This is a genomic window from Bradyrhizobium sp. CB1717, from assembly GCF_029714325.1.
Classification (GTDB): domain Bacteria; phylum Pseudomonadota; class Alphaproteobacteria; order Rhizobiales; family Xanthobacteraceae; genus Bradyrhizobium.
In genome coordinates, this window is record NZ_CP121666.1 from 6,064,784 (window position 1) to 6,081,339 (window position 16,556).

At 63.4% G+C, this 16,556-nt stretch carries 4 protein-coding genes (1 of these 4 cut by a window edge); 1 reads left to right on the forward strand and 3 read right to left on the reverse strand.

Features of this window, described 5'->3' with window-relative positions; all coding sequences use genetic code 11:
- A protein-coding gene (locus tag QA649_RS28865; RefSeq protein WP_283020157.1) for a tandem-95 repeat protein crosses the window boundary here: on the reverse strand, positions 1-12,818 show its start. It extends 16,222 nt beyond the left edge of the window; 12,818 of the gene's 29,040 nt are visible here — the first part of the coding sequence; the start codon lies at positions 12,816-12,818; the stop codon falls past the left edge of the window.
- A gap of 3 nt (positions 12,819-12,821) precedes the next feature.
- On the opposite strand from QA649_RS28865, the gene QA649_RS28870 reads away from it, so the two are divergent.
- Positions 12,822-13,829: a hypothetical protein gene (locus QA649_RS28870; RefSeq protein WP_283020158.1), complete on the forward strand. Its 1,008-nt coding sequence runs from the start codon at positions 12,822-12,824 to the stop codon at positions 13,827-13,829.
- 761 nt (positions 13,830-14,590) lie between these two features.
- Here the strand turns inward: QA649_RS28870 and QA649_RS28875 are convergent.
- Together QA649_RS28875 and QA649_RS28880 are read right to left on the reverse strand one after the other, a co-directional pair.
- Positions 14,591-15,262 carry a DUF1629 domain-containing protein gene (locus tag QA649_RS28875; RefSeq protein ID WP_283020159.1) on the reverse strand — a complete coding sequence of 224 codons (672 nt, stop codon included), beginning with the start codon at positions 15,260-15,262 and terminating at the stop codon, positions 14,591-14,593.
- A 99-nt stretch (positions 15,263-15,361) separates the two neighbouring features.
- A complete protein-coding gene (locus QA649_RS28880) occupies positions 15,362-15,979 on the reverse strand; it encodes a toxin-activating lysine-acyltransferase (RefSeq protein ID WP_283020160.1) in 618 nt (205 codons plus the stop codon).
- Positions 15,980-16,556 lie beyond the last annotated feature (577 nt).

A 16,556-nucleotide genomic window follows, 5' to 3' on the forward strand; every position in this document is an offset into this window, starting at 1 on the left:
TCGCGGACGACGATACGATCGTTGCTGCCCAGGAATCGAATAATGAGATCATTCCCGAGGCTACGGAATCGCATCTGCGACAAGCTATAGCCTTCGATCCGCAAGATATCGGACGTGGCATTGCCGTCGTCGATGATCGTATCGGAGCCGTCACCGGCCGCGAAGACATAGGTGTCAGCATCCTTGCCGCCGACGAGTGTATCATCCCCATGGCCGCCGGTGAGGCGATCCGCGCCATCGCCACCGCCCAGCGTATCGTTGCCATCTCCACCAAGGAGGATGTCGGCGCCGGCAAGACCTGACAGATTGTCGTCCCCGGCGCGGCCTTCGAGGGTATCGCCTTCGGTCGTTCCGATGATGGTGTCGGCGCCACCGGTCGTCGTCGACCGACTGAACAGTTGCGCGTAGCTCAAGCTGCTCCCGTCGGCGAAACGCACCTGCTCGATGCGGTAAGAGGGGTCAACGATGCCGCGGTCGATCGTGATCCTGTCGTCGGTCCCCACGATCGAAATGACCATGTCCTGGCCGCTATTGGCTTGGCTCACCACCAGATCGGCGGCCGCAATGCCAGCACCGAACTGGATCGTGTCATTGCCGGAGTTCCAATCGCTGACGATGTCCTGGCCGTCGCCCCGGTTGAACACATAGGTGTCGTCGCCGCCGCCGCCGCGGAGCCAGTCGTTACCGGTCCCGCCGGTCAACGTATCGTTGCCGTAGCTGGCATCCAGCGTATCGTTGCCGGCGCCGCCCGACAGCGTGTTGGCAAGCTCGTCACCATAGAACCTGTCATCACCCGCCGTGGACGCTACCGCTTGCGCGAACAATTGGGCGTAGCTCAAGCTGCTCCCGTCGGCGAAGCGCACCTGCTCGATGCGGTAAGACGGGTCAATGATGCCGTGATCGACCGTGATCCTGTCGCTGGTCCCGGCGATCGAGATGACGAGGTCCTGGCCGTTGTTGGCTTGGCTCACCACCAGGTCGGCGGCCGCAATGCCCACACCGAATTGGATCGTGTCATTGCCGGAGAGCCAATCGCTGACGATGTCCTGGCCGTCGCCCCGGTTGAACACGTAGGTGTCGTCGCCGCCGCCGCCGCGGAGCCAGTCGCTTCCGGTCCCGCCGGTCAACGTATCGTTGCCGTAGCTGGCATCCAGCGTATCGTTGCCGCCTCCGCCCGACAGCGCGTTGGCAAGCTCGTCGCCGTAGAACCTGTCATCACCCACCGTGGGCGCTACCGCTTGAGCGAACAATTGCGCGTAGCTCAAGCTGCTTCCGTCGGCGAAACGCACCTGCTCGATGCGGTAAGACCCGTCGTTGATGCCGTGTTCGATCGTGATCCTGTCGTCGGTCCCCGCGATCGAAATGACCATGTCCTGGCCGTTGTTGACTTGGCTCACCACCAGATCGGCGGCCGCAATGCCCGTACCGAACTGGATCGTGTCATTGCCGGAGAGCCAATCGCTGATGAGGTCCTGGCCGTCACCCCGGTTGAACACGTAGGTGTCATCGCCGCCGCCGCCGCGCAGCCAGTCGTTGCCGGTCCCGCCGGTCAGCGTATCGTTGCCGTACCAGGCATCCAGCGCATCGTTGCCGGCTACGCCCGACAGCGTGTTGGCAAGCTCATCACCATACAACCTGTCATCGCCCGCCGTGGGCACGACCGCTTGGACAAACAATTGCGCGTAGCTCAAGCTGCTTCCGTCGGCGAAGCGCACCTGTTCGATGCGGTAAGACCCGTCGTTGACGCCGTGTTCGATCGTGATCCTGTCGTCGGTCCCCGCGATCGAAATGACCATGTCCTGGCCGTTGTTGGCTTGGCTCACCACCAGATCGGCGGCCGCAATGCCCGTACCGAACTGGATCGTGTCATTGCCGGAGAGCCAATCGCTGATGAGGTCCTGGCCGTCACCGCGGTTGAACACGTAGGTGTCGTCGCCGCTGCCGCCGCGGAGCCAGTCGTTGCCGGTCCCGCCGGTCAGCGTATCGTTGCCGTTGCCGGCGTCCAGCCTGTCGTTGCCGGCTCCGCCCGACAACGTGTTGGCAAGCCCATCGCCATTGAGCGTGTCGTCACCGCTGATCGACGCCAGCGCTCGGTCAAGCAATTGCGCGTAGCTGAGCGTGCTATTATCCGCAAAGCGCACCTGCTCGATCCGATAAGAGCCGTCAATGATGGCGCGCTGGATCGTGATCCTGTCGTCGGTCCCTGCAATTGTAATGATGAGGTCTGCGCCGTCGCTGCTTCGCGCCACCACCAGGTCGGTGGCCGCAATGCCGGCGCCGAACTGGATCGTGTCATTGCCGGACAGCCAATCGCTGATGATGTCCTGGCCGTCGCCCCGGTTGAACACGTAGGTGTCGTCGCCGCCAGCGCCGCGGAGCCAATCGTTGCCCGTCCCGCCGGTCAACGTATCGTTGCCATAGCCGGCATCTACGATTGTATCGTTGCCGGCGCCGCCCGACAGCGTGTTGGCGAACTCGTCGCCATAGAACCGGTCGTCACCCGCCGTGGGCGTGACCGCTTGGCTCAACAATTGCGCGTAACTCACGCTGCTTCCGTCGGCGAAGCGCACCTGCTCGATGCGGTAAGACGCGTCAACGATGTCGCGCTGGATCGTGATCCTGTCCGAGGTCCCCGCGATCGAGATCACGAGGTCAGTGCCATCGCTGCTCTGGCTCACCGCCAGATCGGTGGCGGCGATACCAGCGCCGAACTGGATCGTGTCATTGCCGGAGAGCCAATCGTTGATGATGTCCTGGCCGTCGCCCCGGTTGAACACGTAGGTGTCGTCGCCGCCAGCACCGCGGAGCCAGTCGTTGCCGGTCCCGCCGGTCAACGTATCGTTGCCATAGCCGGCATCTGCGATTGTATCGTTGCCGGCTCCGCCCGACAGCGTGTTGGCAAGCTCGTCGCCATAGAACCGGTCGTCACCCGCCGTGGGCGTGACCGCTTGGCCGAACAATTGCGCGTAGCTCACGCTGCTTCCGTCGGCGAAGCGCACCTGCTCGATGCGATAAGACGTGTCAACGATGCCGCGCTGGATCGTGATCCGGTCCGACGTCCCCGCGATCGCGATCACGAGGTCAGCACCATCGACGCTTTGGCTCACTACCAGGTCGCTGGCCGCAATGCCCGCACCGAACTGGATCGTGTCATTGCCGGACAGCCAATCGCTGATGAGGTCCTGGCCGTCGCCCCGGTTGAACACGTAGGTGTCGTCGCCACCAGCGCCGCGAAGCCAATCGTTGCCGGTCCCGCCGGTCAACGTATCGTTGCCATAGCCGGCATCCGCGATCGTATCGTTGCCGGCGCCGCCCGACAGCGTGTTGGCGAACTCGTCGCCATAGAACCTGTCGTCACCCGCCGTCGGCACTACCGCTTGGGCGAACAATTGCGCGTAGCTCACGCTGCTTCCGTCGGCGAAGCGCACCTGCTCGATGCGGTAAACCGTGTCAACGACGCCGCGCTGGATCGTGATCCGGTCCGACGTCCCCGCGATCGCGATCACGAGGTCAGCACCATCGCTGCTTTGGCTTACCACCAGGTCGGTGGCCGAGATGCCCGCGCCGAACTGGATCGTGTCGGTCCCGGAGCCCCAATCGTTGATGATGTCCTGGCCGTCGCCCCGGTTGAACACGTAGGTGTCGTCGCCGCCAGCACCGCGGAGCCAGTCGTTGCCGGTCCCGCCGGTCAGAGTGTCGTTGCCATAGCTGGCATCCAGCGTATCGTTACCGGCGCCGCCCGACAGCGTGTTGGCAAGCTCGTCGCCATAGCGCCTGTCGTCACCCGCCGTGGGCGCGACTGCTTGGCCGAACAATTGCGCGTAGCTCACGCTGCTTCCGTCGGCGAAGCGCACCTGCTCGATGCGGTAAGCCGCGTCAACGATGCCGCGCTGGACCGTGATCCTGTCCGAGGTTCCCGCGATCGCGATGATCAGATCAGCGCCATCGCTGCTTTGGCTCATCACCAGGTCGGCGGCCGAGATGCCCGCGCCGAACTGGATCGTGTCGGTCCCGGAACCCGCGTCGCTGATGGTGTCCTGGCCGTCACCCCGATTGAACACATAGGTGTCGTTTCCGCCGCCGCCGCGGAGCCAATCGTTGCCGGTCCCGCCGGTCAGAGCGTCGTTGCCGTCGCGGGCATCCGCCACCGTGTCGTTGCCGGCACCGCCCGACAACGTGTTGGCCGAATTGTCTCCGTTGAGCGTGTCGTCACCCCAACCGCCCTGAACGGGAGCCGCACCACTGGCGTTCAAGGTCTGACTGGCGACCACCGTAAACGCGGAGCCGCCAAAATTGACACCGGTCAGGCTGGCCGGCGAGACGTTGTTGAGACGCAACAGCAACCGCGCATCGGCAAGGCTCTGCACACCCTGCTCCGCGAAATAGATCACGGTATCGGAACCGGAGGCGCGTGCCAGCAGCATTCCGGACATGCCATTGGCAATGGCGATGTTGAGGGTATCGCCGAGATCGCCACTTTTGAAATTGGTGACGACATCGACGCGTTCACCCCAGCGCGTCAGCGGCACGAAGACATCATAAGTGTTTCGTTCAGCCGCGCCGGCAAGCTCTCGCGCGAACAGGCCGGAACCGATCTGCTCGACGGTCCCGACCGTCGACGGATCGACGCCATGGGTCTCGCTGCTGGTGACCGAGATGATCTTGACCTGCTGATCGTTGCTGGCTCCGCCCGTGGCCGCGCCGAAGCCATACCAGACGTCGGAATCGCCGCCGAACAAGCTGCCGACAACGTCGTAGGTCTTGCTGCCGATCAGCGTTCCATCGACGCTGTAGCTGAAGGTCTTGCTGGCCGCGTCCCAGCTGATCACGACGTCGTGCCAGGCTGCGTCCTCGAGTTGCGTGAAATCGTGCCGCGGGTCGAAATTGTTGTCGCCGGTCTGGCCGTTGACGACGAACTGGCTGAAGTCGGTGGTCTGCCCCCAGGTGTCGAAGATGATCCCGAACGAGCCGGAGACCAGCGTGCCCATTCCGCCGCCGCCAGCACCCGTGATTTCGCCGGCACTCTTGTTCTGAATCGCGAATGAAGCGCCGTCGGCACCACCCTCATTGGCGCCGAAGAACATTTTCGTGGTCCAGACCACGTTCTTCGAGAGGTTGATGCTGCCCCAGACCGCGCCGACCCTGTTGGCGGCATCCGGCGTCAATTGATAGGCGCCGTTGCCCAACGCTGAGGCCGAACCGACCACGGCAAGGCCGCTCACGGGCTGCGAAACGGCGTCGTAGCGGGCAAGGCCGATGGTCGAGGATGCCTGCGTTCCGCCTCCGCCGGATCCGGATCCCGACCCCGAGCCTGCGCCTGCGCCTGCGAAGACCGGGGCGGCGAACGGATCGGCCGACGAATTGCTCGGATGCAGCACGTGCTCGGCCGCATCGGGCGTCAGCGCGCGCGCGAGCAGCGTCGCCGCGCTCCATTGCGTACCGTCGTTGAAGCGTACGACGTCGATCGGCGGCGCGCTCGCCGTGGCCTGGCCGACGATCGTGAGCTGGTCGTCACTGCCGACGAAGCGCAGCACGAGATCGTTGCCATTCCTGACCACGACGACGTCGCTCGGCACGATCCCGCTATTCAGACGCAGCGTGTCGCTGGAGCCGGTCGCGTTCGCGGCCTCGCGGATCGTGTCGCGGCCATAGCCGCGGCCGAAGACGTAGGTGGTGTCGCCGACACCACCGGCGAGCACATCGTCGCCCGCGCCGCCGTCGAGGGTAATCGCGAGATCGAGCTGCGGACCGAAATCGATGGAATCGGCGCCTGCGCCGGCCGACGCCGCCGCGTGCGAGACGATGTCGGCGAGCTGCCAGACCGTGCCGTCGGCGAATTCGAACTGCTCGACTCCATAATCGGTCGCGCTGTTCCCGGCGCGGAACATGTCCTTGAGCGTCAGACGGTCGTCGCTGCCGACGAGGCCGATCACGAGGTCGTTCGGCCCGACCGAGAGGAAGCGGATATCGCCCGGCAGGATACCGGCCGCGAAATGGACCTTGTCGACCTTGGACGCATCGGTGGTCTCGACATCAGCGATCGTGTCCTGCCCGTCGCCGCGCGCGAAATAATAAGCATCGGCGCCGCTGCCGCCTTCCGAGAGATCGTCGCCCTTGCCGCCAGTGATGACGTCGGCGCCCCTTCCGCCCTCGATACGATCGTTGCCGAGGCCGCCGAAGATCGCCGACCCGATGTCGGGATTGGCGAGATCGGAGGGAACGATGATGTGGTCGTCGCCGTCGGTCGATCCGATCGAGGCGGCAAGGGCCCGGTAGTTGAGGCTGCGGCCATCGGCAAAGACGATCTTGGCGATGATCGGATCGATGTCGCCGGCCGGATCGACCAGCGTGACGCGGTCGTCGGTGCCACTGATCGACAGCACGATGTTGCCGTCGGCATCCCGCGCCGTGACGACGTCCTGCAGCGCGATCCCGGCGCCGAAGACGAGCGTTCCCTTGCCGTCGGTCGAACCGTTGCTCTCGATACGATCCTGCCCGTCGCCGCGTCCGAACCGGTAGATGTCGTCGCCGCCGCCGCCGATGATGACGTCATCGCCGGTGCCGCCGCTGAACGTCTCGCTGCGCCCGGAGCCGACGATGCGGTCGTTCTGCCAGGTCCCGACATCGGCCGCCATGTCGCGGAGCTGGTCGAGCGTGAACGATGTGCCGTCGCTGAACCGAACCGCGTCGACGCCGTTCCAGCCCCAGCCGTAGCGCAGCACGATCTGGTCGGTCGAATCGGCAAAGGACAGCACGAGCTCGTTGCGCGCCGAATCGATCTGCGAGACGCGCAGCTCGTCGGGCCGATAGCCGGTGATGGCGAGCGTGTCGTTGCCCGAGCTGTCGTCGATCACGTCGCGGCCGTCGCCGCGCGTGAAGTTGTAGGTGTCGTCGCCCGCCCCGCCGCTCAGGAGGTCGTCTCCCGTACCGCCGGCGATGACGTCCGCGCGGCCGCTGCCGACGATGATGTCGCTTCCCGCGCTCGACTGCCCGGCAATGGCCGCCTGCACCAGCGCGGCACCGTTCCAGGTAACGCCGTTGGCGAATTCGATGTTCGGCAGGCTGCCATTGCCGAGCGCGCCCCTGACGATCAGCTGGCTGCCCGACGAGAAGGAGACGATGAGGTCGGTCGAGTCGGTCGCGACGAGCCTGACCATGGCATCGCTCGAGGCGTAGGCCTCGAGCACGACGGTCGCGCTGGTCACGCCGGCGGGCATCTCGACGCTGTCGATGCCTTCCGAGGCGCCGATGACGACGCGCGAGTCCTGGGCCAGGATGAGGCGGTCATGCCCAGCGCCCGGATGCAGCGCGCTTGCGGCCGGCAACTCCCTGAGATCGACGAGATCCTGGCTGGCGTTCGACAGACCGTCACGGATGATGCCGCGGACGTCCTCGATCGACAGCGTCGTGCCGTCGGCGAAGACGAAGCTCTCGACCGGCCGTGCGCTGTAGCCGGACAGGATGGCGAGCCGGTCGGCGCCGTTGCCGATCGAGATCAGTAGATCGCCGTCGACGTTGCTGAAATGGACGAGGTCCGAGGTAATGCCTTCGCCGAACACGACCTTGTCGACGCCGCCGGCGTCGTAGACGCTGTCACTGCCGTCACCGATACCGAATTTATAGGTGTCGTTGCCGAATCCGCCCTCGAGCGCGTCCTGGCCGGCCCCGCCCGACAGCACATCGTTGCGGTTGTCGAAGCCGATCAGATGGTCGTCGCCGGCAGTGCCGGTCAGCATGCGATCAATGATGGCTTCAATGGACAGAATCCGCCCGTCGGCGAACTCGAACTGCTCGACACGGCTGGTCGACAGGCCGTTGACGATGGTCAGGACATCGAGCCCGCTGCCGAGGTCGATGACGAGATCGTTGCCGTTGCGGCTGACGGCGATGTCCTCGAAGCGGACGGAGGCGCCGAACACCACGCGATCGACGATGCCCACCGTGTCCGGACGCTCGATGATGCGGTCGAAGCCGTAGCCGGCGGAGAACGCGTAGGTGTCGGCGCGGTTGCCGCCGTAGAGCGTGTCGTCGCCCTGGCGCCCGTCCAGCACGTTCTCCTGCTCGAGCAGGCCCGTGATGACGTTGTCGCCGCGGTTGCCGCCGGCGATCTGGAGCAATTGCTCGACGTCCGAGATCTTGATGGTCGAACCGTCGAAGAAGCGGAACAGCTCGACGCCGTCCTCCGCGTCGCGGAACTGGTTGCGGATGCGCAGCGTGTCGGTGCGGCCGGTGATCGAGATCAAGAGGTCGTCGCCGTCCTTGGTGAAGACGACGTTGTCGCGGGTGATGCCGCCGCCGAACTGAACGACGTCGTCCACCGGCACGTGCACGCCGCGCCGGTCCGACCAGCTCGCGCGCACGCGGCGGTCGACGATGACGTCCTGGCCGTAGCCGGCGTCGAACTTGTAGGTGTCGCCGCCGTCGCCGCCGGTCAGCGTGTCGTTGCCGCCGCGTCCGTCGAGCGTCTCGGCGAAATTCGAGCCGGTGATGGCATCGTCGCCATTGGTCCCGACGAGGTCGATGTCCTCGGGATTGACGTCGAGGAACGACACCGTGCGGTCAGTGAAGACCAGGCTCTCGACCGCATAGGTCTGACCATCGTCGCGCACATATTGGTTCTCCAGCACGAAGCGCTGGCCGGTGGCGCGGACGGTGATGATCAGATCGAGCGCGGTGCGGGAGAAGTCGACATCGGACGACGCAATACCGGAGAGAATGACCTGGTCGTTGCCGGAGCTGTCGAGGATGGTGTCGTTGCCCTCCCCGAGCACGACGTAATAGACGTCGTTGCCGCCGAAGCCGACAAGGCGGTCGTTACCGGCGCCGCCGTCGATCGAATCGGACAGCTCATCGTAGCCGTAGATCGTGTCGTTGCCGGCGGTCTTGGCGATATCGATATAGTGCTGGGCCAGCTTGAAACCGGTCCAGACCGTGCCGTCGCCGAACTGGATGTCCTCGATGACGTTGATGAAGCCGACGATCGGAACGGTGGCAAGGAAGTCCTGCAGCACGATCTCGTCGGTCGTGCCCTTGATGCGCATGCGCAGCGTATCGCTGGCGCCGTCGCGCAGGAAGTCGAGGTCGGTCCATCGGATCTCGTCGATGAATTGCAGCTTGTCGTGCTGCGGCGGGTCGAACAGTCCGGGAATGGCGTTGTCGAGGACGACGTCGCGGCCGTAGCCGCGGCCGAAGATATAGGTGTCGTCGCCCTCCTTGCCGGACAGGAAGTCGTTGCCGGCGCCGCCGTCGAGCGTGTTGGCATTGATCATGCCGTAGATCGCATCGTCGTTCGCGGTCTTGGCGTTCTCCAGCACCTTCTGCACGATCTGCGTGAAATCGAGGCTGGAGCCGTCGTCGAAGACGAAACGCTCGATCAGGTTCGGCGCGACATAGTCGAGCCCATCGCTGCTGCCGAGCGCGTCGGAGAACAGGCCGAGGCCTGTCTTGACGCCGGCGAACTGGCCCTTGATGTCGAGCGTGTCGCCGGTCGGATGGCCGTTGTCGTCGAGGAAGACGATCTTCAGGTCGGGGCTCTCGCCGTCGCGGATCAGCTTCAGATTCTCGAGCTTGATGCCGCCCTTGAAGCTGAGCACGTCAATGCCGGCCTTGACCGGCCCGAACGAGAAATTGCCGAGGTCGTCGATGACGTCCTGTCCGTCGCCGGCCTGGAAGACGTAGATGTCCCCGCCGGCGCCGCCGCTCATATAGTCGTTGCCCTTGCCGCCCCAGAGGATGTCGGCCGAGCCCGAGCCCATCAGGCTATCGTTGAACTGCCCCGCCGCGCGGTCCCTGTCGAGCACCTCCATCGACATGCGGAAGCGGTCCCAGGCGACGCCGTCGGCGAACACGATGGCGCTGACGCCGGAATCGGCCCGCTTGCCGTTGCTCAGGAGTGCGTTGTTTTCGCCGAGGAACTGGTCGGTCAGGCGGATCGTGTTGGTGCGGCCGCGGATCTGCAGGATCAGATCTTCGCCGTCGCGGATCGCCTTGACGTCGGTCGACAGCACGTCGGTGAGACGCAGCTCGTCGCTGTCGCCATAGTCCTTGTCGTCGATGACGTCGTCGCCCGAATTGCGCCCGACGAAGTAGAAATCGGCGCCTTTGCCGCCGCGCAGGGTCTGGTTCCCCGCGGTCATGTAGAAATAGTCGGTCGCATCGGTGCCGTTGACGATGACGTCGCCGGCCGTGTGGGTGATGATGCGCTCGTCGCTGATCCCGAGCGCGTGCGCAACACCGCGGATGTCGAGATCGACGCCGACCGTCTCGAAGGCCGGCAGCATCATCTGCATGATGAAGGCCTGGTTGACCGCGAGCGTGGAGCCGCCGAGATTGCCTTCGCCGGAGGGATGATAGTCCGGATAGACCTGCGCCAGGATGCCGTTCCACTGCGCAAGGTAGTCAAACACGGCGTCGTTCGTGTTGGCGGCCGGCGCGCCGGCGAAGATCGCCTCGAACATCGGGGCGAGCTCGCGATTGGTCGTCGGCTTGTAGCTGTCGGAGGCGAGATCGTAGGCAAGGCCCCGGAAGAAATCCTTCAAGCCGCCCTGCATCGCGATGCGCACCGCATAGCGCCGCGAGGTCGCGATGTACTCGGTCATGACCGGCTGCAGCATGTCGATCATGGTCGCGATGCCGGAGACGTAGCGCGCCGGATCGGTCGACAGATTGGCGCTGCCGCTGGGACCGACGGCATAGGCGATGTGCCCGGTCGCATTGTCGAGCTGCGCCGTCAGCATCTCGGGGCGGAAATCGATACCACTGAGCGAGGTCGCGAAGTGGAATTGCGCCGGCGTCAGCATCTCGACGCGATAGGTGGAATCGTCGGTCGAATTCACCTCGTCGAGCGTATCGAAATCGATGGCGTAGTTGCGCAGGTTGAATTCCCGGGAATCGCCGGTCTTCCATTCCAGTTGCAAGGCACGGTCGAGATTGCGCGCCCAGACATAGAAGGTGCCGTCCTGATCGGTCACCCTGACGGTGTAATCGACGGCGATGCCGTCGGTGAAGCGCACGCCGATCTTGTCGACGGGAAGGTTGGCATAGGGGTTGAAGCCGAGCTGCTCGGTCCGCCACTCGGTGCCGGTGGGATGGGCGAGCGCGAGGATGGCGTCCTTGCTGGCGTAGCTGGTGGCGGCATCGGAGGCGAGCTTCCAGCTGCCGTCGGTCTGCTTGATGCCGTAGTCGAGGATGACGGCGCGCCCGTTGACGACGCTCATCAGATAGGGCGCGGCATCGCGATCCGTTAGCGCGGCGTCGCGGTCGGACGGCGACCAGGTCTGCTCCAGGCGCCAAGAGGCGCCGGACGCTGCCGCCTGCGCCAGCACGTCCTGCATGGTGGCGCGCGCGATCGGCTGGCCCTGCGCGCCCAGCACCGGTGCGCCGGAGGCGAGCGTCCAATAGCCGCCCTGGCCGTCCTCGACATAGACGCCGCGGTCGAGCAGCACGGCCTTGCCATTGGCATCGGTGCCGACCAGCACCGGCGTCAGTTCGCGCGTCTGCTCCAGCGCCTCGCCCCAGGCGCCGAGCACGCCGCCGACCTGCGCCACCAGCGTACGCAGCTTCGGCGTCGTCATCGCCGCCGCCGTTGAGGTCACGAGCTCGCCGAACGCGATGTCGTTGGCGGTAGCGACCGCGAGGTTGGTGACCCGCCCAAAGCCCTTGACGTCGAGCGTCGAGTTCGACTGCCAGGGCGCCCGGCCGGCCTCGCCGGCATATCTGGTGTCTGTGTCGTTCGAGGCCAGGATGGCGTCGTACATGTGCCTGACAGCACCGCTCTGGAAGGTGATATCGCCGACGCCGGTGAGCCGCGCGCCGTCGGGCGTGGTAATGTCGATCGCGGTGGCGCCGAGATCGATGCTGACGATGCCGAGCTGATCGAGCGTCTTCAGCTCACCCGCATCGGTAATGCCGTCGCCATCGAGGTCCTGCCATACCCTGAGTTCGGACCACAGCACGTCCGCGGCCGTGATCTTGCCGTCGCCGTTGGAATCGAGCTGCGCAAGCTGGGCAAAGCCAGACTGCCCGACGCCGCCGAACATTTCCGAGATATCGTCGATCCCGCCATTGCCGTTGAGGTCGCGGACCAGGAAGCCGTCACTGCCGCTCAGCCAGCCGGTGCGCTCGGCGAACAGGTCGTGATCGATATCGAAATAGACCTGGCTGACTCCGAGGTCGGTCGTCTCGATGCCATTGCCATCGAGGTCGATCACAAGGGGATCGGCGCCGTCCGCCCATTTCATGCCCTTCGCGAACCGCGCCGCGGCGGCGCCAAGGGTTGCGGCCTGATCGATCAGCGTATTGCCGCCATACTGTGCGGCGATGGCAATGCCGTACACCCCGAGCAGCGGTTCGAGGATCGTCATGAGATCGGCAATCGGATTGGGCGCCTTGAACACCATGCCAAAGGTGCCCTGGCCGGTGAGCTCCCCCTGCTGGAAGCCGATGTAGCTGCCGACGAGATCGAAGTTCTCGATCTTCATCCAGCCCTTCAGGATGCCTTGCGCATCCAGCGCCTGCTGCGCCTTGTAGGCCTCGCTCGCGGTGCCACCGATGACAGCCGTAAACAGCTGGTCGAACTGGTTCGTAACGTACATGTCCAGCCCGCCGCGGGAATTTGGCCGGAACGCATAGGTCATCCACGGGAGCAAATGATCGAAATAGATCGACTTCGCGGGATCGTATTTGCCGCCGTTTGCAGCAGCCGTTGCCAGGAAATTGGTGTAGCCGACGACGGCACCCACGCCGCCGAATGCCATGAGACCAGCGATGCCACCTTCGGCATTGCCGCCGGTAAGCGTCAATCCATAGAACTTGAGCACGTCATGGTGCTGCGCGTCCTTGACGATGGTGTTGGCCGAGTACCAAATGTCGTCGGCGTTCTCCTTGCTATCCGCAACCTTTTGGCCGGTCTCGGGATCAATCCCGTCGATCGTATCGCCGTATATCTCGCCGCCGTTGGACCAGTTGACGATCCAGTCGCGGCCGACTCCGCCGATGGTTTTGACTTTCTCGCCCCCAAAAGCGATGACCCAGTCATCGCCTTCCTCTCCATCGAGAACAAGGCGCTCGTTCGTGTTGGCGCTCGGCTGGCTGCTATCATCAAAAAGAGGTTGTCCGGCATCTTTGGGTTGCGAATGCCAGCCGATGAGAACATCGTCGCCCTTGCCCCCGTACGCAGCACCCCACCCGTCGTGGACGAGGACATCGTCGGTATCCTCACCATAGAGAATTTCGTCGAAACCATCGTAAGCCCAAACACCTTCATGGGTGAGGATCGATTTTTCCTCGAGGAACGACTTGGCAAAGTGCATCGGGCCGCCAGCTCCGAAAAGCGGGCCGTCCATCCCGAACAGGCCTTCGCGGCCGAAGACCTGATCCGCTACGTAATCAAAAGCGTCAGAAACGAAATTGACGATCGCGTCGGCGAAGTCGACAACTGCTTCACCGATTGGGGCGAACAGGCCCGCAAGAGTTTCCGCGGCAGAATTCGCCAGGGCGGTGAAGTTGTCATAGAAAAAATTGCCGATCAGCTTCCCGAACCGTTCGGCCGCTTCAGAGACAGCAATCGCCGCCGGGATGGTAAGAGCACCCCAACTGGCCATCCCTGCCAACGAGCCGGCGACCAGACCGCCAAGCTGGCCGGCGACCGTCCCCACCACTTCGGAAATGAGTGTCTTATTCGCTGCGACCGATTTGGAAGGGTCGTATGTCGACGCTTCTTGAGCTTGCGCCGCGCCTGCCGCCGCGACAGAAATCGCTGCAATAGCAGCCGCAGGCCCCAACCTCTTGATGTTTGCTGCAATGGTGGAACGAACGATCTTCGGAACTGATCCGAACGATCCGATCGTCTTCCCACTGGGCAGTTTTGTGTCCAGAAGAGCTTTTGCTTCGGCGTAAGTTCTAGCTTGGGTACCGCCGATCACAGCACCGTTCTTGACGACCGTGATGTTATTCTCGGCAGCATAAGCCGACGAAAATGCCGCCGAGGCGGACCTGCTCCCCGCTGGTCCAAACGTCCGAAAGGTGCCTATTTCGCTGGAAACTTTGGAAAAGAAACCGGAACCAGCCAGCTTCCCGTCATATATCAACGCGTTGCCGACCACGCGGGGATTCAACGCGGCAACTTCCCGGCCCGCCGACGAGTTGATGATGTTATCCCATGAAAGCCCAGCGCTGGTATATTGGCGCATAAAGGCCGTCGTCGGCCTGCCGTTCTGAGCCGCTATAAGCAGCGGATCCCGCCGGCTTGCATAAGCGATATATCCGTTTGTCTTGCTACTGTTGGGGTTCTGCGCTTCGGTAAGAAAGTTGACCATCTGAGAGAGACGCGTGGTTCTCTGCGCCTCCGTAGCGTTGGTCCATTCAGGGCGTGTAAAAAGGTCCTTTATCGCATCGTTTAACCACGGATGCGAACCTGAATGAAGCAACTTGTTCAGCTGCAGCGAAGCCAACTGCGTCGAGGCTGAAGCGTTGTAATTGTAAATGCCGCTGGTTTGCCAACCCGGAAGATACTTTGCGAAGACGTCCTTGTATTGCTTCCATATCTCAAGGGGTATGATGTCCTGCCCCTGGATGCCTTGGGAGCTCATGATCAAACCACTTTCAGTTGATGATGTTTTGGTATGCGCAAGCCTTGGCTAGCGATCTTCGCCTGCAACTCATCGGAAAATAGAATGTTGGGTCTTTTCAGTCGGCGTTCGCGCCAGAGATGGCTACCGGCGACGACATCCTTCGAAACGGCCAGATCGCCGTAGCCCTTTTTTGTGGGGCTGATGGTCGAAAAAAAGTTTGCTTCGTCCGACCCCTCATAGCCGACGCTTTGAGCCGGCACGAAGCTGTCGATGAAGCGACGGATTATCATGCCGAAATATCGAACGGGGTATTCTTCGCCCTTCTTTTGGGTAATCCGCATCGGCCAGAACTGATGCACGCCTGGCTCCAGACTCTCGATCAACTCATGCAACTTCGCATCGACGGCAAGAAGACGATTGGTAAGCAGGAGGAGCGATCCGAGCGATTTGCGCGATTCGTCCAATCTAAATTCCGACGGGCGCTGATGGGGTTGAGACAAATCTCCGCCGTCTTCAGTGAACCTACGGGACACCGTCTCCCTGTAATTGACATCCCAGTTGTCGAACGCGGTCCTTTGCTCGGCGGACATTTCCTCGTCGAAATGTCGCTTGACCCCCTCTTCCCAGCCGACGTAGTCGCCGTAAGGAAAGAAATCGCCAAAATTGCCAGGGTCAACCAATCCCCACACCATCTTCAAAATCCTCTTGCGTCTCGGATCGCCTCGTCACAGTGGTCAGAACATTTGTTTCCGACAACGTCGAAGTCGATCGTCAACTTACCCGCATCGCTTCTAGGTGTCCCGCTTGTTCTCCCCCGCCTCCCCCACCGGCCGCACCTTCATCTTCTCCAGCACCGCCGGATCGACCAGTTGGCTCACGATCGGATGGATCCGCACCGGCTTGTCCTTCACCACCTGCTTGAAGTTGGCGAGCACGGCGGTGGCGACTTTTTGCGAGGGGGCAATGACGTCGAGCAGCCAGGTGGTCTCGCCGCTGGTCCAGTCCTCGGCCTTGAGGCGGACCGGGAACACGCGTGCCTGAATCTGCTCTCGGATCCTGGCGTCGACCTCGTCGGAGACGCTGGCCCAGATCGCGATGCCGGCGGTCTCCTCGACCTTGCCCTCGCCGCCGGCCTTGGCGATGGCGATGCGGTCGCGCGTCATCGGCTCGACGACGAGGTGCATGACGTCGGCCAGGGTCTGGTTGCGGTAGCGCGGCAGGTTGAGCATGGCGAGAACGACCTCGCCGACGCCGGCCTGGATCCGCATCTTGAACGCGGCGATCTGCGCCAGCACCTGCGGATCGAGCGCGCGCTCTTTCGCTTCGGTCGGCCCGGCCGCGGCCCCGCCCTTGATCCCGTTCAATGCCGGCTTGCCAGCGGCCGCCGTCTCGTTCGCGCTCTTTGCCATGGCTCTCGCTCCCAAATCTCGATCCGCCCAATGGGGCGTATTGCGATCATGAGGAAGTGAGCCTGCCGTGGCGGCCTGCAGCCCTGTCCGGGCCGCATGTCTGCCGACGCAAAAAGACCAGTCACCCGCACATCACCCGCCCTGGTTGTGCCAACGACCGGCACGAGAAAGCGGATGTATAATTCTCTCGCAGATGATCGGAAGCAGCCCCACTGCCCTTCTTCGGAGTTCATAGAACGTTAACCCGCATACAACTTCAAGACGAAATCGCGATACGCCCAAAAAAATGTTTCGCGATGTGTCTATCCGTTGCGATTGGCAACGATCGCCAGTTTTGGAGAAGGGAACTCGGCGGCGTCCGGAGATCGGCGCGGGCTGCTCAGCGCACAATTGGCGAGGCGCGCAGCAAGCGAGCAACGGCCTGCAAACGAAGCCGTGGCGTCACCGTGCCGTCATACAAAAAGGCCTGACGACGCGCCCTCGATGAGCCGGTCGAGCCATTCGATCACGCGTGTTCGGCGACGGATACAAGGCGCGATGCTCAACGCGAGTTGTGTGCACTGTCACCGTAATTCGC

Coding starts and splice junctions, on each gene's coding strand:
- QA649_RS28880 (WP_283020160.1), bottom strand. CDS start 15,979: ATGGCAAAGAGCGCGAACGAGACGGCGGCCGCTGGCAAGCCGGCATTG.
- QA649_RS28870 (WP_283020158.1), top strand. CDS start 12,822: ATGGTGCTGCGCGTCCTTGACGATGGTGTTGGCCGAGTACCAAATGTC.
- QA649_RS28875 (WP_283020159.1), bottom strand. CDS start 15,262: ATGGTGTGGGGATTGGTTGACCCTGGCAATTTTGGCGATTTCTTTCCT.